We start from the raw sequence: 20,493 nt of genomic DNA on the forward strand, positions 1-20,493 counted from the left end.
GGCAAGGCGATAAACTGCTTCCAATTTTGGAGTGCAAATGACTGAGCGCGAGCCCAGCTACATCGCCTTCATCAGGCAGGATCCGTCATTGCATCGCGACTGGTTCGCAGCGCAGGCGGAACAAGGCAAGGCTCAAGGCTGCACCTTCGGCCGCTTCTCGGTGGACGAAGACGATGAGCAGTTGGCCTTGGTGGAAGGCTGGACCGAGCGACCCGACGATCAGGGCGAAATCCGGTGGCACCTGGCCCAATCAGAAGGCAAAGAGCATGGCACGGCCGACCGCATATAAGCCCGAGTACGCCAAACAGGCGGAAAAGCTCTGCGCACTTGGCGCTAAGGATACCGAGCTTGCCGATTTCTTCGAGGTCACCGATCGAACCATCCAACGGTGGAAGATCGACCATGAAGAGTTTTGTCAGTCCCTAAAGCTCGGCAAGGAAGTCCCGGACGAGAACGTTAAGCGGTCGCTATATCAGCGCGCCATCGGCTTCTCTCATCCCGACGTCGATATCCGAGTAATCGACGGCAAGGTCATCAAGACCGACATCGTCAAGCATTACCCGCCGGACACCACGGCCGGCATCTTCTGGATGAAAAATCGTGATCCGAAAAACTGGCGCGACAAACAGGAAGTGGAGCTTCAGGTGAACGGCTCCCTTGCTGAGCGTCTGGCCCGTGCAAAGGGCAGGGTCAACGCCCCGAAATGACTTTGGCCGCTCAGTCGCGCGATCCGGACGATGATATCGCCGACGCCGCAGCCCTCTACCAGTTCGATCCGCAAGGATGGGCGCTGTTCGCATGGGATTGGGGCAATGGCGATCTGAAGGACATGGACGGGCCGCGCAAGTGGCAGGCGGACATCAACGAAGAGATACGCCAACACCTGAACAGCGAGAACCGATACTCGCCGTTGCAGATCGCCGTATCCAGCGGCCACGGTATCGGCAAGTCGGCCGAGATGGGCATGCTGTCCAACTGGGCGATGTCCTGCTTTTCAGACTGCAAGATCGTCACGACGGCCAATACCGAAAGCCAGCTGCGCACCAAGACGTCGCCGGAGATCGGGAAGTGGTTCCGTTCGTCGATCACAGCCCACTGGTTCAACGTCCAGGCCATGTCCATCAAGGCCCGCGACAATGAGCATTCCGACCTGTGGCGCCAGGACTTCGTCGCGTGGTCCGCCCACAATACGGAGGCGTTCGCCGGGCTGCACAACAAGGACAAGATCATCGTCCTGATGTTCGACGAGGCATCCAAGATCGCCGACAGCGTCTGGGAAGTGGCCGAAGGCGCGCTCACCGACGAAAACACGATCATCATCTGGTTGGTGTTCGGCAACCCGACACAGAACACCGGCCGCTTTCGCGAATGCTTCCGCCGGAACCGCAAGCGCTGGATCAGACGGCAGATCGATAGCCGGACAGTGCCGGGCACGAACAAGAAGAAGCTTGACCAGTGGGTCGAGGACTATGGCGAAGATCACGATTTCGTAAAGGTTCGGGTACGCGGCATGTTTCCATCATCCTCGGCGAAGCAGTTCATTGGCACCGACGACGTTGACGCCGCACAGAAGGTCCACCTTCGCAAGGATCAGTATTCCTTCGCACCCAAGATCATCGGTGTCGATCCCGCGTGGACCGGCGATGACGAACTGGTCATTTACTTCCGGCAGGGCCTTTACTCGAAGCTCCTGATGAAAATGCCGAAGAACGACAATGACGTCCTGGTCGCCAACCACGTCATGCGATTTGAGGACGAATTGCAGGCCGACGCGGTCTTCATCGACGGCGGGCACGGCACAGGCATCTACTCGGTCGGCATTACCATGAACCGATCATGGCAGCTGGTGTGGTTTGGCGGAAAGAGCATAGACCTTGGCTGCCTGAATAAGCGGGTCGAAATCTGGAAGAACATGCGCGACTGGCTGAAACAGGGCGGTGCGATCGATCCCAAGGATGACGTGCTCTACCAGGATCTTATAGGGCCAGAGCTTGTCCCCCGGACGGATGGAAAGCTGCAGCTGGAAAGCAAGGAAGACATGAAGGTGCGCGGCATTCCATCGCCGAACCGCGCCGACGCCCTTGCGCTTACCTTTGCCTATCCCGTCGTCGCCAAGGAAGACGACGGCCGGTCCAATGTCCGAACCGATGATCGATACGGATCGTCCTCGAACGACGACTACAACCCCTACGGATGAGGTTTCCCATGTTTGCCGAGCCGTTCACGATCGAGCGGATGAAGAATGCTGCCGCTAACGGCAGGCTGTTCATCGTTCTGATGTTCGTCCTCATCATCGTTGTCGCGGCCCAGAACGACAAGGACGCCCTCTGGCTCGCGTTCGCGCCCATCCTGTCAATCGGTGCGGCCTATCTCGCCGATGGCCCAGGCGCTCGATTTCAGCCCGTCCTGTCGATCGTCAGCGTTGCCTGCGCGGTCGCGTCCTTTCTCATCATCTTTTACCTGTGAGGCATCCCATGTGCATCTTTGGCAACAGCACTCCCGAAGCGAAGACGCCCCGCATGCCGGTGGAATACGCGGCGCAGCGCGCGCCTGACAATCAAAGTGTGGATAAGGCAGGCGCTCGCACCAAGGACAAGCTCCGCGCGGCCACATCGACCATGCTGACCGGCTCCCAAGGCGTCGGCGCTGTCGATACCGCTGGCAAGAAGGTGCTTCTGGGTGCCTGAGGTCGATACATCCATCAGGTCCCGGCACGAGCGGCGTCTCGCTGCTCTCAAGACCGAGCGCAACGACTACGAGCCACAGTGGCAGGAGTTGAACGACTTCATCGCGCCCGGTCGATATCGCAAAGGTGATGCGAAAGACCCGAAGGGCAAGAAGGACCGCAACAAGATCGTGGACAACTCGCCCTTGCTGGCGCACCGCGTGGCACGATCCGGGATGCAGGCGGGCCTAACGTCTCCCACACGGCCTTGGATGCGCTACAGCATCTTCGATGACGATCTGAAGGAATACGGCCCGGTCAAAGACTACCTGTATCAGTCCACCCGCAAAGCACGCGACTTTCTCGCAGTCTCGAACATCTACAATTGCCTGCACTCAGGCTATGGCGATGAGCTGCTGTTCGGCCAGTTCTGCATGATCCTCACCCGGAATGAGCAGCATCGCCTGCATGCGATCATGCCGGTTGCCGGGCAATACTGGCTTGCGCAAAGCGGTGCCGGTCGTGTCGATACCTGTTACCGTCGCATCTGGATGACGGTTGAACAGATGGTCGGACGCTTCGTTGCCAGACCGAACAGGGGCATGGACTGGTCCAAAGTCTCCAACACGGTCAAGAACCTGTGGGATAAGGGCTCGTATGACGATTGGGTTGAGACCTATAACGCCATCGAACCCCGCAAGGAGCGCAATCCGAGCAGCCCGACCAAGGCCAACAAGGCATTCATGTCGAATTACTGGGAAGCCGGTGCTGACAAGGATGTCATGAGCGAAGTCAGCGGCTTTGATCGCAACCCGATCCTTGCTCCGCGCTGGGATGTTGTCGGCGAGGATGTCTATGCCGCGTACTGCCCCGGAATGGACGCGCTGCCGGACGTGAAGATGCTTCAAACGGAGCAAAAGTGGAAAGGCTCCGGGATCGAGCACAAGGTGCGACCCGCCGTCGTCGCCCCAACATCGCTTCGCAACAAACGCAATTCCTCTCTGCCGGGCACCATCACTTATGTCGATGAGGTCGGCGTCAATTCATCTTACCGCCGGGCCTTCGACGTGGATTTGTCGATCAGCGAGTTGGCCGCCGACATCAGCGACACAAACCGGCGCATTGATCGCGCTTTTTATGCCGATCTGTTCATGGCCATCACGAACATGGAAGGCATCCAGCCGAAGAACGTCTACGAACTGACCCAGCGCAAGGAAGAGCAGCTTCAGCAGCTCGGCCCGACCGTTGAGCGCCAGCATCATGAACTGATCATGCCTTTGGCCGACTGGGTGTTCTACGCGCTGGAAGAAGACAACCAGCTGCCGGAACCGCCGGAAGAACTGCAGGGCACCGATCTGAAGATTGAGAACATCTCCACACTGGCGCAGGCCCAGCTTGCCGTCTCGACTGGATCAATTGAGCGCATGATGAGCTTTGCGGGCAATATGATTGCGGCGTTCCCGGACAGCATCGACAAGATCGATGGCGACCAGGCGATTGATGAGTACGCCGACGCACTCGGCGTCCAGCCGACCATCATCAGGTCTGACGACAAGGTCAAAGCGCTGCGGGATGGCCGAGCCCAACAGCAGCAGGCCGCGCAAAGCGCAGAGATGGCCAGCCAGCTTGCACCTGCGATGAAGCAGGGGGCAGAGGCCGCGTCGATCCTCGCAGGCACTGATGACAACGGCAGCCCGGCAGACTTGCTGAGCAACCTCGGTATCGCGGGATGACACAGAAAACACGGGAAGAAACAGAACTCGAACTGGCAACCCAGTCCGTGCTGGCAGACCCGCGTGCACGGGAGTTCCTGTGGTGGGTGCTCTCCCAGTGCGGCGTCTACAACGCGCCCCATACCGTCAACGGAGAGACCGGTATCCACATCGGTCGCCGCATCATCGGCGTGACGATCATCAACCAGATCAACGCCACGGACCCCACTGCCTACGCTCAAATGATGATCGAGGCTCACAACCGCGCGGACAAGCGCGAGAGGGAAGAGAATGTTCGACCTGTTGAGGAATAATATTGCTTTTGGCACCGACGAGGTTGTCGCCGCCGCAGCCGCTGCAACATCCGCGGAGCCCGCGAAGGTCACCGAGCCTGCCAAGGTGGAAGAGAAGGCGACGGAAAACATCCTATTCGGCAAGACCACCGAAGGCGAGAAGACGCCGGAGGGCGAAAAGAAGCCTGATGCCGCCGCCGAGTGGAAGGAATATGCGCCTGACGCCACCAAGACGGCGGAAGAGAACGCCCGCCTGAAGGCCGAGCATGACAGGACCAAGCCGGCCGATGACAAGGCCAAGGACGATGATCCGCTCAACCAGGTGCCAGCTGACGGCAAGTACGTCATTGCCCTGCCTGACGGCGTTGAACTGGATTCGGCGCTGCTCGAAAAGGCGGCTCCGGTCATGAAAGAACTGAACCTCACGAACGGGCAGGCCACGAAGCTCGCCGGCGTCATCGCCGATGTCCGCAAGGCTGAGTTCGACGCGCTGAACGAGCGCAATCAGAAAGTCATTCAAGATTGGCAGAAGAGCATCAAGACCGACAAGGATTTCGGTGGCGATAAGCTCGATGTCTCCCTCAAGACCGCCGAGCGCGCGCTTGCCACCTATGGCGATGACGAGCTGCGAAGCGATCTAACCGAACTCGGGCTAGGCAACTATCCCGGGCTATTCCGACTGTTGGTCCGTGTCGGCAACGAAAACAGTGATGACAAGCCTGTCACGTCGGAAACCCCCGCTGCGTCCAAGAAATCGCCGGAAGAGGCGATGTACGGGGCGACCACTCCCACGACACGAGGATAAAACCATGGCCACAGTAGGCAACATGTATCCGACGCTCTCCGACCTGAAAAAGCAGGAATGGGGCGACGATATCGCGACGATCATCGACATGCTCGTCCAGTTCAACGCAATGTATGAGGATGCTCCCATCCTCGAATGCAACATGGGTGCCAGTCACCTGACGACGGTCCGCACCGGACTGCCGACCCCGACCTGGCGCAAGCTCTACAAGGGTGTCCTGCCGACCAAGGGCACCACGGCACAGGTCAAGGATGCTACCGGCATGCTTGAAGATTGGTCCGAAGTTGACGCCAAGCTCGTCGAAATCTCCAAGAACCCGGCAAAGTTCCGTCTGAACGAAGCCAAGAGCCACATTGCCGGCATGGCGAACATGCTGGGCTCGACGGTTTACTACGGCGACACGGACGTGTTTCCGGAGCGCTTCACCGGTCTGCATGCCCGTTTCAACTCGAAGACGGCATCCAACGGCAAGCAGATCATCGACGCGGGCGGTACCGGATCGGACAACACGTCCATCTATTTCATCACCTGGGGCGAGGATTCGGTCCACCTTCTCTACCCGGAAGGCACGAAGGCCGGTCTGCAGCGCGAAGACAAGGGTAAGACCACCAAGGAACTGCCCGACGGTTCGCTCTACGACGTCTATCGCGAAAAGTTCTCGCAGGACATCGGCCTTTCGGTCCGTGACTGGCGCGGTGTGGCGCGTATCGCCAACATCGATGTGTCGGACCTGCGGGCCAACGCTGCAACGGGTGCCGACCTCATCAACCTGATGATCGACGCCTACTACGCCCTGCAGAACCCGAACCAGCCGAACGGGAAGACGGTCATCTACGCGCCGAAGACGATCCAGACCTTCCTGCACAAGCAGGCCATGAACAAGACGAACGTCAACCTGACGCTCGATCAGGCCCAGGGCAAGCCGCAGGTTTCGTTCCTCGGTCTGCCAATCCGCCGGGATGACAACATCCTCGAAACCGAAGGCCAGATCGTCTAACCGGCGATCCGATGGAAGGTAAAAAACCATGATCTTCGATGCTCAGAACCTCTTCTCGGATGCGCAGGCCATCACGGCCTCTGCCGTATCCACCAACACCATCGACTTCGGCGCTGCGGGCAAACCCGTCGGCGCCGCAGCCAACATCCGCAAGGACATGGGCCGTGGCATGAAGGTGAACCTTCGTGTCCAGATGGTCGAAGCTGCGCTCGCCGCTGGCGCCGCAACGCTGACCGTCGATTTTCAGACTGACGATAACGAGGCGTTCGCGTCTCCCAAGACCGTCTGGACTTCCGGGCCGATCGGCAAGGCAGCGCTTGTCGCTGGCTATGTGTTCCCGCTGGAATGGCTCCCGCGTGGCACCGACGAGCGCTATGCCCGTCTGAACTACACCGTCGCAACAGGCCCTCTGACGGCTGGCAAGGTCACCGCCGGCGTCGTGGCTGCAGGGGAGGACAACAACTATGACTAAGACTGTCATGGCAACGCGGGCCGGTACCTACGGCCACTACCGCGAAGAAGGCGCCGTCTTCCAGATCGACACCGAGAAGCACTTCTCGAAGAACTGGATGGTGGAAATCACCAGCGCACAGGCAAAGAAGCTTCAGGCGGCTGCACAACTTGAGCCCGAGGCCGAACGGCACGTCGTAGATACCTCTGTCGTTGACAATGCAGAGCTTGAAGCGCTTCGCGTCCAGCTGGCCGAAAGCCAGGCTGAAAACGAGCGTCTGAAGCGTTCGAAGAAGCCCAAGCCTGAAGGCACTGACACTTCGGCCAACGAACAGCCGAAGTCCGCCGCTGAAGTCCTCGCGATGGCCACCGACCCGAACGTTCAGTTTATGTCGTTCAAATCGGCCGCGACAAAGCTGCTCGGTGAGGGCACCCCTGCCAACAAGGCAGAGATCATCGCCGCGCTCGAAGACCTCGCGACGAAGCCTTGATCAGCAGCCGCTGAAATCAAGCTTGAGCCCGGCGGGAAACTGCCGGGCTTTTTCATTCCTAGGAGGTTTGCATGGCATCGGTCGTAGGCATCTGCAATATCGCGCTGTCCCATATCGGCAAACCCACGATTACCGACCTGGACGAAGCGTCCGAAGAAGCTCGCCAGTGCAAGCTTCAATATGAGCTGACCCGCGATACGATGCTTCAGGTCTACCCTTGGGAATTCGCCAAGACGATGATCGTCCTCGCTGAGATCACGAACACTTGGCAGCAGCGGTGGCAGTATGCCTATCAGCGACCCTCGGATTGCCTCAAGGCTCGCCGGATCGTCCTCGATATCGACAACCCCGACGATACTGCGACGGTCCCGATGGGCGTCAGTGAGGGCGCAATCTACTGTGGCGTATCACCGGCCACCCTTGAGTATACGCGCAAGATCATCGACCCGAACAAGTTCCCCCCTTTGTTTCAGGACGCATTGTCCTGGTCGATCGCCGCAAAAGTCGCCATGCCCCTCACTGGCGACCAGTCCGTCCGGAAGGATGCTTTCCAGATTGCAGGCCAAACGATGGAAACCGCCAAGACTGCTGACGCGAACGAGGAGGCATCGTCCTACGACTATCCATCCGCCTTCATAAGCTCGCGAGGCTGATCAATGGCCATTCTCCGCACGATGCAGCCTGCCTTCACGGCAGGAGAGCTTAGCCCTGCCTTATGGGCGCGCGTTGACCTCGCAAAATATCAGTCGGGCCTCAAGACCGCCAAGAACGTGTTCGTGCATCCCCATGGCGGCATATCGAACCGTGCGGGGCTGGAGTTCATCGGGCGGACGAAGAACGCTGCTACGGCCGTCCTTATTCCTTTCGTCTACGATGCTGAGACGAACCAGACCTACAACTTGGAATTCACCAACCTGCGCTTGCGAATTTATCGCGCCGGCGCACCGATCCTTCAAGCCGCAAAGGCAGTCACCGCGATCTCGGGCGCTGGTGTGCTCACCTCAGCCGCCCATGGCTATGCCAACGGCGATGAGGTGTTCTTCAACGGCGCCATCGGCCCCACGCTCCTCAACGCCCGCAACTTCGTCGTTCGCAACGTCACCACTAACACTTTCACGCTTGAGGATTTGTATGGCGTTGCGGTCAGCACGGCGGGCCTTCCCGCCTATGCCGGCGGTGCGGTGACCCGCAGGCTCTACGAGGTCGCGTCGCCTTATCCAGAAGCAGTCCTGACCAAGCTGGTATTCGCGCAGGAAAACGATGTCATGTACATCACTCATCAGAAATATGCGCCACGTAAGCTTTCGCGATTGGCTGATGATGATTGGACAATCACAGTCCCGACCTTTGCGCCGCTGGTCTCCATCCCGACCGGGCTTGATGGAACCGCCTTTTACAAGCGGCGCAGCGGCAACAGCTCGGCGATCTCGTACCGGGTGACCGCGGTTTCGGCGTCAGGGGCTGAAAGTGCAGCCTCTTCGACCGTCTCAGTCACAGTGCAGACCGAAAACGAGGATGGCCGCCGGGTTCGGTTGGGCTGGCCAGCGGTGACAGGGGCCGTGACCTATCGCATCTATCGATCGGACGATGCAATCGGCTTGCTTGCCGATACGCCGAACACCTCGATTGAGCTGGAACAGACGCAGTATGTCGGCGATGGCACTGCTGTGCCGACCTCGTCCGCTCCTGGCGCTCCACCGGTGCCAACGGGCGTAAACGGTCTGATCGTTTTCGGGAAGCCCTTTCGTTACAAGGTGTCGGCCATCTCGGATGAAAGCGGGGAGGAAAGCCTACCGTCAGCAGCATTTGTGCTGCGCAATGACATGAGCTTCGCGGGAAACCGGAACGTGCTCGTTTGGAACGCTGTGAGCGGCGCCGGCAGCTATGCGGTCTACCGCCTCGACAACGGCCGCTACGGGTACATCGGAACGACGGAAGAAACGACGTTCACCGATGAAAATATCACGCCCGATCTGGCGAGCGGGCCGCAACAGGCTGATAACCCCTTTGCGGGCACGGGCAACTATCCCGCCTGCGTCAACTTCTTTGAACAGCGCCTGGCAATGGGCGGGACCGAAAAGGTGCCGTCTGGCGTCTGGTTGGGGCAGTCGTCTAACTACGAGAACTTCGGGTCAGCATCGCCGGTTCGCGCCAGTGACGCAATCACATTTCGAATTCGGTCGCGCGAGAAGAATGCGGTCCGGGCGCTGATCGAGACGCGCGGCCTCGGTGTCTTTTCTTCGGCAGGCGAATTCACCGTATCGGGCGGGGGCGAAGACTTCCTCACCCCGGCTAACGTCAACGTGAAGAAGCAGGGCAACCGTGGCTCCAGTGCGCTGCAGCCGATCTCGGTCGGCGATGTGATGCTGTTCGCGAGGGCGCGCGGCGGTGTCGTGCAGGACTTCTCCTATGAGTTTGCTAACGACGCTTTTGTCGGCCGTGATCTCACCGTCATGGCTCGGCACCTCTTCGAGGGGCGCAAGATTATCTCGTGGGCCTATTCGCAGTCCCCGCATTCCATCATCTGGGCCATCCTCGATAGCGGGCTTTGCGTCTCGCTTACCTACATGCGTGAGCACGATGTCTGGGCTTGGACCCGGCATGAGACCGATGGAGTGTTCGAGGCCGTCAACGTGGTGCCGGAAGACGATGAGGACGCCGTGTATTTCGTTGTTCGCCGATCCGTCAACGGCACCACGCAGCGATACATAGAGCGGATGCACTCCCGGCGTTTCGAGGATTCGAAGGACTGCTTCTTCGTCGATAGCGGGCTGTCCTACGAGGGCGCCCCGCTAAAGACGATACAGGGGCTTTTCCACCTTGAGGGTCAGCAGATCGTCGCACTCGCCGATGGCAACGTGGTGCGCGGCCTGACCGTGACGAACGGACAGGTCACGTTGCCGAACGCAGCATCCGTGGTGCACGCCGGCAAGTCCTATGAGGCGCTCATAAAGACCCTCGATCTCGACCTCGGCGTCGTTCAAGGGCTCGGCACTACCCAAAGCCGCCTCAAGTCGGTAGCAAATGTCACGTTGCGGGTGGAAAAGACACGCGGCATCTGGGTTGGGCCGAAGGAAAACAAGCTGAACGAGTTGAAGCAGCGCCAGTATGAAAACTGGAACGAGGCAATCCGCCTGGCGACCGACGATGTCGAGATCACTCCGACACCAGATTGGACAAGAGGCGCCACGATCTACATCAAGCAGTTCGACCCACTGCCGATGACGATCCTTGCCATCCTTCCCGACGTGCGGGTAGGAAGCTGATGTTCCGGATCGTGCCATCGACTGAGGAGCATGCTCTTATCATCGCGCCTCGGATGCGTGACGCCGATGTCGAAGAGGTGAGGGCAACTTCAGGGCGGACACCGGTGGGCGCCTTGCTCTACTCGCTTGAGCGGTCGGACTTCGCCTACACGGTCGAATTCGATGGGGTGCCGGAGACCATGTTCGGCTGCGGGACGATTGATGTGATCAGCCGCGTCGGCGCTCCCTGGCTGCTGGGGACCAATGCCCTTGAGCGGCATTACCGCCACTTTCTGCGCGGCTCGCGGTATTGGTCGGCAGAAATGGCCCGCCGGTACTCGATGCTGCGCAACATTGTCGATGATCGCAACACGGTGTCCAAACGCTGGCTTGAATGGATGGGCTTTAGCCTAAGCCAGCCCCGGCCCATGGGGTACGAACAGCGTCCGTTCCGGATTTTTGAATTGAAGGTGCTCGATGTGTGATTTTGGTCTCGTCTTGACGGCAGCCTCGACGCTCGTAGGCGCGGCCGGGCAGAAGCAACAGGCGGATGCCAGTGCCGCAGCATCCAGCTACAATGCCAAAGTTCAGGATATGAACGCCACACTCTCCGAACGGCGCGCGCGGGACGCTCTGGAGCGCGGGAAGCTTGAAGAGCAGCAAAAGCGGAATGAGGCCGCCCAGGTTGCCGGCCGCCAAAAGGCAGCGATGTCGGCCAATGGCGTCGATTTATCGTTCGGTTCGCCTCTCGACGTCCTGGTCGATACTGCGACGATGGGCGAGCTTGACGCCCTCACAATCCGGTCGAATACCGCACGTGAAGCGTATGACTATCGTGTTCAGGCTGAGAACGGTCGCGCCGATGCCACGTTGAGCCGCATGAACGGCAGTGCGGCGAAGAAGGGCGGCAACCTTGCAGCCTTCGGAACGCTGCTGTCGGGTGCTGGCAAAGCCTATGGGCAGGGCGGCAGCTTGTCGTATGGTGGTCGGTAATGGCGACTGTCCCGATCTATCAGCGCACTGAGCGGCTTCGTCCAAACAATCAGCAAGGCATCACGACGCAAGCAACAGCGGACGACTTCGGCGCGGCTGTCGGCCGGGGCATGGGCGCTGTTGCACAGGGGCTGGATAATGCCGGCACGGCCTTTGCCCAGGTCAACGCTCTCAAGGATGAATCTCTTGTCCGTCAGCGGCGCAATGCCCTGATGGAGGAGAAGCGGGCCCTAATGAATGATCCCTCGACGGGATATCTCAATCAGGCAGGTCAAAACGCACTCGATCAGCGCGCCGACTTCGAAGGCAAGTTGAAAGGCCTTCGCACCAAATACGCCGAGGGCCTGTCTCCCAGCCAGCAACAGCTCTTTGACCGGACGATCGATCCGATCGAGAACGATGGGCTCGATTCAATCGTTCGCCATGCGGGCGGTGCGCTGAAGGATCAGATCGTCAACGATGCGCAGGCGTCGGCCAACAACTTCATGAACGAGGCCCTGGTCAATTCTGAGGATCCGGCGAAAGCCGACAAGTACATCGCGGCTGGCCTGCTCGAAATTCGCAATCTCGGCCAGAAGCAGGGCTGGACGGCCGATATGCTGGACGAAAAGGAGCGCCAGTATACCTCCGACGCCACCCAGCGGATGGCGTTGCAGATTGCCACGAAAAGCCCTCTGGCTGCGCAGGACTATATCACCAAGAATGCCAAGCGGCTTTCGGCTAACGATAAGTTCGAACTGGACGTGAAGCTCAAGCCCATTGTCCAGGAGGCGGAATCTGACGCGAAGGCTGCTGAAGCCTTGAAGCTCGGGCGCGCGCAGGTTGATGTGGTGCAAGAGGTGGTGGACGCGGCTGAAGGCGGCGGCACTGGTCCTCGACCATCCCAGACCGGCCGCCGGCTTGAAGCAGCAGGACCGTCACGCACTCGCGCCCTTTTGATCAGCAAGGCGCCGGGCAAGGGCGCTGCGGCAGTGGACGGTCTCGATGAGGGCTTTGCCACAAACCTCGCCGCCCTGATCGAGGACGCGCCACCGGCTATTCGTGATGGCCTTCAGATTATGAGCGGGGAGCGCACCCACGAGCGGCAAAAGCAGTTGTTTGCCGCATCGGATCGCACCGGCCGCACTGTGGCGCGCCCTGGTCACTCAAATCACGAGCCTCGCGCCGACGGCACAGCCAAGGCTGTCGATCTCGCGTGGAACGGCCAGACATTAAAGCCTGGGAAGGTTCCGCAGAACGTCATCGACTACGTGCACGCCAACGCCGGTAGGTACGGAATGTATTTCCCGATGGGCTATGAGCCCTGGCATGTCGAGCCGAACGGCACGCGCGGGACAAAAGGGACAACTGTGGCGTCGAAGGTGGACGGACCTGTTAGCCGCTCGTCGGCGCCGTCCTTTGATCAGATACAGACCTTCCTTGGCACCATCGACGATCCCGTCGTCCGGAGCAAAACAGAAGCGAAGATTTTTCAGTCGTTGGATCAGCAGGACAAAATCCGTCAGTTGAACCAGAAGGGCGCCCGCGAACAGCTGTGGGAGATGTGGCAGCGCGACGGTACGACGCCGGATCAAGCGCCGGTCGATCTTCGGATCGCGGCTGGTAACACCGCCGTTGATAGCATCCAGGAAAGCATCCAGAAGGAACAGGAGGGGCGGGCGGTCACTGACCAGAACGTCCTATTCTCATTGAATCGGATGGCGGCAGAAAGCCCTGAGGTGTTCAAGACGATGGACCTCACGGATTACTACTCCGACCTGTCCCGTGCCGATCGGAAGGCGGTGACCGATGATCAGAACAAGCTTCTGAGCGGCGACGTGCAGGCTCAGCAGACCGGCGCCACCTACAACGCGGCCTACAAGCAGGCTGAACAGGCGCTTAGCTCTGTGGGTCTGACGACGACTGGCATAACCAGCTCGAACACCGCCAAGGTGCAAGAGATGCAAGCCCGGATCGCCACATTCCAAAACTCGCTGAAGATGGAGATTGATCAGTTTCGGACGCAGAAGGGCACCACGCCGAACTACGACGAGACCCAAAGCCTCATCAACGCTCTGCTGATGAAGTCGATCTACAGCGAGCCTCGCGGTTCCTATTCTCCGATGCGCCTGTTCGATGACGGCACTTCGCAAACCGACGGAGGCTTCATGTTCGAGCGCGGCAATGCGCCGGACGGTGCAACGGTTAAGCCGGCGGTCGAATACCAGCAGATCCCGCCTGAATGGCAGGCCTCTATCAAGACGGCGCTGACCGAACGAACCGGCAAAGCGCCGACAAAGCAGGAGATTGAGGCGGAATACGCCTCTGTCGTCATGGAAATCCTGGGGCAGAATTGATGTTCACCCATCGAAAGCACGTGCAATGAACCCTGATGAGTATCTGACGCAGAGCCGCGAGCAGCACGCGGCTTCAGTCAAGCAGACGGCGTTTGCGGTGACGCAGGATGCAGGTACGACGCCGGATCAACATGCGTCCGACATGAAGCTTGCCCAGTCGCTTGCCCTGCCCACGTCGCTGACATCGCAGTTCCGTGACACGTTCGCCCAAAAGATGATGGCGAAGCGTAACGAAACGATCCTGTCGGCGAACCCGCGCCTCGCGACATGGATGCAGGACAAGGACAATGCGAAGCTTGCTTCGGACGATCTGACGGCGCTGTCCGGGTGGGAGCAGTTCGCCAAAGGCGCGCTGAGTGGACAGGTCATCGAGGCGGGCAAGGGGATTCCCGGCGGCGCAGTCTCGGCCACAGGCACAGCCTTGGAAGGTGCTGGCCAGTTGCTTACGCCCGTCGATCCCGCCGTGCGCATGCCTATGGCTACCCGCATCGTGATGGCCAATCAGCGGTCGCCTGAAGAGATTGCAGCCCTCCGCAAAGAGATATTCAAGCAGGGCGAGATTAATCCGCAGGTGGCACAGTCTGTTCTGTCGGACGTGCTGTCCGGCAATATGTCGGCTGACGAGGCGTATCAGTCGCTTGAACCTCTGTTCGAACCGGCGCTCAAGGCTGCCAGCCAAGCCTTGCAGAGGGGTGGCGAGAAGACGCAGGATTACGGCGCGACCATCCTCCCGGCTGCGCCCGGCATGGAAGAGAGTTTCGGACGCGAGATCGGATCGGGCTTGGGCTCTATGCTGGCGCTGCTCGGCGTGGGCGTTGTCACCGGCCCGGCAGGCGCCGCAACAGTTGGCGGAGCAATGGGCGCTGGTGAGGCCGCTGGGAATGCGCGCAAGGCTGGTCAGGACGAAGACACCCAGACGATTGCCGCGTTGTATGGTATCGCGCCCGGCATGACTGATGCGATCCCGATCGAGCGCTTGCTTGGCAATCCTGTTGTCAAAGGCGCTTTCGCAAGCTTCCTTCGATCGGTCGGCAAGCAAACCGCATTGGAAGGCGGACAGGAAGCTGTCCAGCAGCTGATGCAGAACGCTATCGCATCCAGCCTCTATGCGCCCGACAAGGATATGCTCGACGACGTGATGTCGAGCTTTGCGACCGGCGGCGCTGTTGGTGCCATCGTTGAAGCTGGCCGGATCGCTTTCCAGGCCGCGCTGCCGGGTCGCGTCCGGGGTCTGTCGGTTAAGGCGCAACAGGCAGAGCAGACGAAGGCGGCGGTTGATCAGCTCGGCGATATGGCGGTGAACTCCAAGTTGCGCCAACGGATGGACGGATCATTTCTCGATTTCGTCGATAAGGCGACGGAAGGTACGCCGGTTCAGGATGTCTATGTGCCTGCCGAAAAACTGAATGAGCTGTTTCAGTCCTTCCGGTACAATCCGGAAGAGTTCCTTACCGAGTTGCCAGGCGTGGATTTTGCCGAGTGGGAAACGGCGCTCGCCACCGGCGGTGATCTGAAAATCCCGACGGCTGTCTACGCCGCCAAGCTGGCAGGCGGGGAGATGGACGCAGTCCTGCGCGAGAACATGAAGTTCGACCCGGACGGCATGACGTTTTCAGAAGCGCGTGACTTCAACGATCGAGCCGAAGAAATCCAGATGGAGGCTTTCGAACAATCGGAAGCCGCCCGAGTGGCAGATGAGGCTTCGCGCCAAGTCGATCAGCAGGAATACGACGATGTCGTCAGCCGCCTGCGCACCGCCGGCCGGGCAACTGACGTCGCGAAGTTTGAAGCCATGCCGCTCGTGGCAATGCGCCGGACGATGGCAGAGCGCTCTGGTCTCTCGCAGGAAGAGTTTGCGGCCAAGTACCCGCTTCCGGAAATCCGTGGCGCGGTACCTGAGGGCATGAAGACCAAGAACGTCGACGAGTTGACGCGCCAACTGGCCGAACTGCGGTCCTATGTCGCCAAGCCGGAAAAGAACGGTCCGTCGCTGCTGGAAGCCATCTCCGACTACGGCGGAATCAACGACGTCGGTGGAGAACTGAAGGCGCGTGACGCCGCTGTCATCAAGCGCGGCCGTGGCAAGAAGAACCTGAAGCTGGCGCGGGGCGGACTGATCGACGGCGTCAAGGACATGTTCGGTGCCAGCGGGGGCAAGAAGCACGGCATAGACGACGTGGCGCAGGCCATGATTGAAGCTGGGTATCTGCAGGACAATCCCGCTGCCATCGCTTACCGGCATGCGATCGAGACCGGCGGCGAGTTGCCGGACATCGGCCGGGGCCTGTTGGAGGCGATTGATGAAGAGCTGCGCGGCAATGTTCAGTATTCCGGCAACCGCGAGATTGATCCGAAAGCCTCGTGGGCCGACGACACGGTGTCGTATTTGGACAGCCTCGGCGTTTCTCTTGACGATAGCGACTACGTTATCCGTGCGGCTATCGCCAAGGGACAAGATGCCGAAGGTCAGAAGTATGGCCAGCCGGCGCAGACCGGGCGCTTCAGTTTCAATCGAACATATGAGCAGGCAAACCGCGGCTCGATCCAGCTGCCGACAAACGGCGCGGCGAACAGCCCGGTTATCATAAGCCTGTTCGAAAGCGCCGATCTCTCGACGTTCAACCACGAAGCGGGCCACTACTTCCTGAACATCCTGCAGGACATGGCAACGCCTCCCGGCGTCAGCCAGGAAATCGTCGATATGTACGGTTCGGTAAAGGGCTGGTGGCGCGACAATGCTGCCGATGTGGCGCGTGACGCGAAACAGGTGACCGGCGTTGAAGTGAGTGCTGCCGATGTCGTCGCCATGCTGGATAACGGCACCTCGGGTGACACTGTCGTCGATCAGGCAATTGATACCGGCCTTCACGAGCAGTTCGCGCGTGGCTTCGAAGCGTATCTGATGGAGGGCAAGGCTCCCTCGATCGAACTGCGATCGGCTTTCGAGCGGTTCGCACAGTGGCTGGTTCGCCTTTATCGCAGCATCAAGGCGCTGGACGTCAACATCACGCCCGAAATCCAGAGCGTGTTTGACCGTCTGGTCGCGACTGATGCCGAGATCGAAGCGGCCCGCAGCGATGTGTCGGACGAGATGCTGTTCGCTGCTGCCGAGGCGGCCGGTGTCTCGCCGGACGATTATCGCCAGCTGGTCAAGCTGCATGAACAGTCGATAGAGGCTGCGACCCAGAAGCTCCGCAAGGAAGTGATGGGACCCATCCAGCGTGAGACCGAGAAGGCCTACAAGGTCGAGAAAGCCAAGGTCCGTGATGAAGTCGAAGGCCAGATCAATGGCATGCCGGTGTATCGCGCTTGGGAATGGATGGGTAACCGCCGCTGGTTCGGCGATGCAGACCCGACGGATATGCCGGACATGCGGTTTGATCGCGGCATGCTGGTTGATCGCTATGGCGAAGGCGTCTTAAAAACGCTGCCGCGTGGCAAGTTCACGCTCTATGCGAACGAAGGCGGAATGGACCCGGACGAGGTTGCAGGCTGGTTTGGCTTTAAGTCCGGCGACGATCTGGTCAAGGCGCTCGAACAGGCAACGCCTCGGAAAGATGCCATCGCTGCCGAGACGGAACGGGTCATGCTCGAACGGCATGGTGATGTCCTGAAGGACGGTCAGATCGAAGAGCGCGCCATCGAAGCGGTCCACAACGACAAGCGGGGGCAGTTCCTTGCGGCTGAATTGAAAATTCTCAAGGCGCGCGCCGGGGACACCTCGCCAGACATGACCATGTCGCAGGCGAGGGAGGCCGCACGCCAGACCATCAACAAGATGCAGGTGCGCGATGCGGTTTCGAGCAATCGCTTCCTGACTGCCGAGCGCAAGGCCGCAAACGAGGCGGTCAAGCTTGCCCGGCTGGTCGAACGCGAAAACCTGTGGTCCCGGCAGAAGCGCCGCGATGTCCAGTCTGCGGTCCGCTCCGGCTCGCTGGACAGCACCAACGCCGCAACGGTGCGGGCGAACGTTTCCACGGATCGCTACAATGACGCCGTTGAGCGCCTGGTAGAGCAGAAGCGCCGGCAGTTGCTGAACCACATGCTCTATTCCGAAAGCGTGGCCGTCGCCGAAGAGATCGAGAAGGCTGAACGCTTCGTGTCCCGGCTCGGAAAGAAGTCCACTCGGGACAACCTGGCGGGCGACTATCTCGAAGCGATAGACGAACTGCTTGAGCGGTATGATTTCCGCAAGCTCTCTGTGAAGGCAGAGCAGCGCAAGGGCTCGCTTTTGAACTATGTGGCTCGCATGACAGCGGAAGGCCGCGAAAACGAACTGTCGATCCCTGACGCGGTACTGAACGATGCCAAGCGCCGGCCATACAGGCGCCTGAGCGTCGATGAGCTGCGCGGCGTGGTCGATACGCTGAAGAACATCGAACACACGGCACGGCTCAAGCAGAAGCTGAAGGACGCCAAGCGCGAACGCGATCTCGACGCTGTCGTCGGCGATATCCTGGCCGAGTTCGAGGCGAACGTGAAAGGCGATGCACCGTCGCGCGCCAAGTCCGGGCGGGGCGGGGTCAAGCCGGGTTTCCGCAGCTATCTGAACATCGTCAAGACGGCCGACACGATCCTGCGGGAAATTGACGGGTTCAAGGACGGCGCAGCGTACCGGCATATCAAGGCGCCGATCGATGAGGCTATGAACGACCTGACCATCAAGCGCCGTGAGGCGGGTGAGCAGTTCGAGCAGCTTTATTCGGTCTACACGGCGGCCGAGCGCAGGGCCATGACGACATTGATGTCCGTGCCGGAACTGAACGGCCAGTTCTCGAAGTGGGACCTGATCTCGCTGGCATTCAACGTCGGCAATGAGGGCAACTACCAGCGCCTGACTGACGAGCGGGTCAAAGGTCACTTCACCACCGCACAGATTGAGCTGGCCCTGTTGCAGTTGGAACAGCGCGATTGGGAGTTTGTGCAGTCTGCTTGGGACTTGATCGGCGGCTATTGGCCGGAGATCGAAGCTCGGGAAAAGCGGGTCACCGGTGTCGCTCCGGAGAAGATTGCACCGCGCGAAGTGCAGACGAAGTTCGGCAAGTTCAAGGGCGGCTATTTCCCGCTGAAGTATGATGCTGAGATTTCGTCGCTGTCACGTGATGATGACCTCAAGGACTTGGCAACGGCGATGGCTGGCGGTCGGTATGGCAAGGCCCAGACCCGCAATGGCCACACAAAGGAACGTGCGCAGTCGTCGGGGCGGCCTGTGCTGATCGACATTGGTGTCCTTCATGGTCACGTCAACCAGGTCGTTCATGATCTTGCGCTTTCGGAGACCGTCGCAAACTCGTGGCGCATCCTGCAAAACGATGAGGTGAAGAGCGCCTTTCTCGATCGCGGGCTGAAATCGGATTTCGATTCACTTGAAGTCTGGGTGCAGGACGTCGCGGCTGGTGAAATCCGCGGCTCGGACTTCATGAACCGGTGGGCTCGGAAGATGAAATCCGGCTTCACGGTCTCGAAGCTAGCTTTCAACCTGACGACTGTTCTCCTGCAGCCGACGGGTATCGCCCAGTCCATGGTGGTCGTGGGCGAGAAGAACCTCCTGCTGGGCATGACAGATGTGTTTCGCCGCCCGCTTTCCGGCCCCGGCAGTGCGGCAAGCCAGATCATCGGCAAGTCAGCTTTCATGCGGGAACGGGAGACGACGTTCAACAAGGATATCTACGACCTTCTTGGAGATACCAAGACGGGTCCTTCGCAAAACCGGGTATCGCAGTTCACGAGCGATATCCTCGCGCCCTGGGGCTTCTGGCTGATGCAGAAGGCGCAGTTTTACACAGTGGATATGCCGACATGGCTTGCGGGCTTTCGGCAAGCCACCGACGAGGGCAAGAGCGAGGCTGATGCAATCGCCCACGCTGACCGGATCGTCGCGCGAGCGGCGGCCTCCGGCAATTTCTCCGACCGTTCGCCGATCGAGCGGGGGTCGCTTTCACGGGATGTCCGGCAGAATGATGTCGTCCGCCTGTTTACCGCTCTTGGCTCCTACATGTTCGCCAAGTTCAATGTCGCCTACGAGCGGACGCAGCAAACGCAGTTCGCGGATCCACGACAGGTTCTGTCATGGACGACGGACATGGTGATGCTGTTCACGGTCGAAGCGGTGCTCGCAGGTCTCGTTCGCGGTCAATTGCCCTGGGGTGACGATGACGACGACGATAAGGATGGCTGGGCGGAATACCTCGCCAAGCAAACGGCGTTGAGCATCACTGCCACGCTGCCGTTCATCCGTGACCTTGCGAGCGGTGTGCAGGGCTTCAGTGGCGGCGGTGCCTACGGTTCCATCATGGATACGATGGCCCGTCCGATCTACCAGGCGTCGCAGGGCGACGTGGACAAAGCCTTTGTCCGATCCGTCGTCGATGCCGGCGGCTTGTTCCTCCATGCGCCATCGACGCAGATCAACCGCTTCATCGATGCGGCTTGGCGCCAGAGCGAAGGCGATGATGTTTCGCCCATCGAATACATCATGGGTAAATCCAAGTAGTCGGGCGGTATTA

Annotated in this window: 17 protein-coding genes; all 17 read left to right on the top strand. The window is 59.9% G+C overall.

Going from position 1 to position 20,493, the window contains the following annotated elements:
• Positions 1-37: 37 nt before the first annotated feature.
• On the top strand, positions 38-289 hold the full coding sequence (locus PYR65_RS06460) for a hypothetical protein (protein ID WP_276120365.1): 252 nt from the start codon (positions 38-40) through the stop codon (positions 287-289).
• Positions 267-707 carry a helix-turn-helix domain-containing protein gene (locus PYR65_RS06465; RefSeq protein ID WP_276120366.1) on the top strand — a complete coding sequence of 147 codons (441 nt, stop codon included), beginning with the start codon at positions 267-269 and terminating at the stop codon, positions 705-707. The genes PYR65_RS06460 and PYR65_RS06465 overlap by 23 nt, the downstream gene beginning before the upstream one ends.
• Entirely contained in the window at positions 704-2,197 is a 1,494-nt protein-coding gene (locus tag PYR65_RS06470; RefSeq protein ID WP_276120367.1) for a terminase, read from the top strand. Before PYR65_RS06465 ends, PYR65_RS06470 begins: the two co-directional genes overlap by 4 nt.
• A gap of 8 nt (positions 2,198-2,205) precedes the next feature.
• On the top strand, positions 2,206-2,466 hold the full coding sequence (locus PYR65_RS06475; protein WP_276120368.1) for a hypothetical protein: 261 nt from the start codon (positions 2,206-2,208) through the stop codon (positions 2,464-2,466).
• 8 nt (positions 2,467-2,474) lie between these two features.
• Entirely contained in the window at positions 2,475-2,687 is a 213-nt protein-coding gene (locus tag PYR65_RS06480; protein ID WP_276120369.1) for a hypothetical protein, read from the top strand.
• Complete coding sequence (locus PYR65_RS06485) at positions 2,680-4,398, top strand: portal protein (RefSeq protein WP_276120370.1); 1,719 nt, start codon at positions 2,680-2,682, stop codon at positions 4,396-4,398. Before PYR65_RS06480 ends, PYR65_RS06485 begins: the two co-directional genes overlap by 8 nt.
• Positions 4,395-4,691, top strand: a complete 297-nt coding sequence (locus tag PYR65_RS06490; RefSeq protein WP_276120371.1) for a hypothetical protein — start codon at positions 4,395-4,397, stop codon at positions 4,689-4,691. Before PYR65_RS06485 ends, PYR65_RS06490 begins: the two co-directional genes overlap by 4 nt.
• Positions 4,669-5,475, top strand: a complete 807-nt coding sequence (locus tag PYR65_RS06495) for a hypothetical protein (protein WP_276120372.1) — start codon at positions 4,669-4,671, stop codon at positions 5,473-5,475. The genes PYR65_RS06490 and PYR65_RS06495 overlap by 23 nt, the downstream gene beginning before the upstream one ends.
• 4 nt (positions 5,476-5,479) lie before the next feature.
• Positions 5,480-6,472 (top strand): major capsid protein, encoded by a 993-nt coding sequence (locus PYR65_RS06500; protein WP_276120373.1) that lies wholly within the window; start codon positions 5,480-5,482, stop codon positions 6,470-6,472.
• Between the two features lie 28 nt (positions 6,473-6,500).
• Positions 6,501-6,944, top strand: a complete 444-nt coding sequence (locus tag PYR65_RS06505) for a Bbp16 family capsid cement protein (RefSeq protein WP_276120374.1) — start codon at positions 6,501-6,503, stop codon at positions 6,942-6,944.
• A complete protein-coding gene (locus tag PYR65_RS06510; RefSeq protein WP_276120375.1) occupies positions 6,937-7,413 on the top strand; it encodes a hypothetical protein in 477 nt (158 codons plus the stop codon). The genes PYR65_RS06505 and PYR65_RS06510 overlap by 8 nt, the downstream gene beginning before the upstream one ends.
• 71 nt (positions 7,414-7,484) lie before the next feature.
• Positions 7,485-8,066 (top strand): hypothetical protein, encoded by a 582-nt coding sequence (locus PYR65_RS06515; protein ID WP_276120376.1) that lies wholly within the window; start codon positions 7,485-7,487, stop codon positions 8,064-8,066.
• Positions 8,067-8,069: 3 nt separating this feature from the next.
• A complete protein-coding gene (locus PYR65_RS06520; protein WP_276120377.1) occupies positions 8,070-10,679 on the top strand; it encodes a hypothetical protein in 2,610 nt (869 codons plus the stop codon).
• A complete protein-coding gene (locus tag PYR65_RS06525; protein WP_276120378.1) occupies positions 10,679-11,143 on the top strand; it encodes a hypothetical protein in 465 nt (154 codons plus the stop codon). Before PYR65_RS06520 ends, PYR65_RS06525 begins: the two co-directional genes overlap by 1 nt.
• Positions 11,136-11,651 carry a virion core protein, T7 gp14 family gene (locus tag PYR65_RS06530; RefSeq protein ID WP_276120379.1) on the top strand — a complete coding sequence of 172 codons (516 nt, stop codon included), beginning with the start codon at positions 11,136-11,138 and terminating at the stop codon, positions 11,649-11,651. Before PYR65_RS06525 ends, PYR65_RS06530 begins: the two co-directional genes overlap by 8 nt.
• Positions 11,651-13,987, top strand: a complete 2,337-nt coding sequence (locus tag PYR65_RS06535) for a M15 family metallopeptidase (protein WP_276120380.1) — start codon at positions 11,651-11,653, stop codon at positions 13,985-13,987. Before PYR65_RS06530 ends, PYR65_RS06535 begins: the two co-directional genes overlap by 1 nt.
• Positions 13,988-14,012: 25 nt before the next feature.
• A complete protein-coding gene (locus PYR65_RS06540; RefSeq protein ID WP_276120381.1) occupies positions 14,013-20,480 on the top strand; it encodes a hypothetical protein in 6,468 nt (2,155 codons plus the stop codon).
• Positions 20,481-20,493 lie beyond the last annotated feature (13 nt).

The organism is Pararhizobium qamdonense, assembly GCF_029277445.1.
Taxonomy (GTDB): Bacteria; Pseudomonadota; Alphaproteobacteria; order Rhizobiales; family Rhizobiaceae; genus Pararhizobium; species Pararhizobium qamdonense.

Excerpts from the sequence above, each read along its gene's own strand:
- PYR65_RS06535 (WP_276120380.1), top strand. The coding sequence starts at position 11,651 with ATGGCGACTGTCCCGATCTATCAGCGCACTGAGCGGCTTCGTCCAAAC.
- PYR65_RS06510 (WP_276120375.1), top strand. The coding sequence starts at position 6,937 with ATGACTAAGACTGTCATGGCAACGCGGGCCGGTACCTACGGCCACTAC.
- PYR65_RS06470 (WP_276120367.1), top strand. The coding sequence starts at position 704 with ATGACTTTGGCCGCTCAGTCGCGCGATCCGGACGATGATATCGCCGAC.
- PYR65_RS06490 (WP_276120371.1), top strand. The coding sequence starts at position 4,395 with ATGACACAGAAAACACGGGAAGAAACAGAACTCGAACTGGCAACCCAG.
- PYR65_RS06465 (WP_276120366.1), top strand. The coding sequence starts at position 267 with ATGGCACGGCCGACCGCATATAAGCCCGAGTACGCCAAACAGGCGGAA.
- PYR65_RS06500 (WP_276120373.1), top strand. The coding sequence starts at position 5,480 with ATGGCCACAGTAGGCAACATGTATCCGACGCTCTCCGACCTGAAAAAG.
- PYR65_RS06475 (WP_276120368.1), top strand. The coding sequence starts at position 2,206 with ATGTTTGCCGAGCCGTTCACGATCGAGCGGATGAAGAATGCTGCCGCT.
- PYR65_RS06495 (WP_276120372.1), top strand. The coding sequence starts at position 4,669 with ATGTTCGACCTGTTGAGGAATAATATTGCTTTTGGCACCGACGAGGTT.
- PYR65_RS06505 (WP_276120374.1), top strand. The coding sequence starts at position 6,501 with ATGATCTTCGATGCTCAGAACCTCTTCTCGGATGCGCAGGCCATCACG.
- PYR65_RS06525 (WP_276120378.1), top strand. The coding sequence starts at position 10,679 with ATGTTCCGGATCGTGCCATCGACTGAGGAGCATGCTCTTATCATCGCG.
- PYR65_RS06540 (WP_276120381.1), top strand. The coding sequence starts at position 14,013 with ATGAACCCTGATGAGTATCTGACGCAGAGCCGCGAGCAGCACGCGGCT.
- PYR65_RS06530 (WP_276120379.1), top strand. The coding sequence starts at position 11,136 with ATGTGTGATTTTGGTCTCGTCTTGACGGCAGCCTCGACGCTCGTAGGC.
- PYR65_RS06460 (WP_276120365.1), top strand. The coding sequence starts at position 38 with ATGACTGAGCGCGAGCCCAGCTACATCGCCTTCATCAGGCAGGATCCG.
- PYR65_RS06520 (WP_276120377.1), top strand. The coding sequence starts at position 8,070 with ATGGCCATTCTCCGCACGATGCAGCCTGCCTTCACGGCAGGAGAGCTT.
- PYR65_RS06480 (WP_276120369.1), top strand. The coding sequence starts at position 2,475 with ATGTGCATCTTTGGCAACAGCACTCCCGAAGCGAAGACGCCCCGCATG.
- PYR65_RS06515 (WP_276120376.1), top strand. The coding sequence starts at position 7,485 with ATGGCATCGGTCGTAGGCATCTGCAATATCGCGCTGTCCCATATCGGC.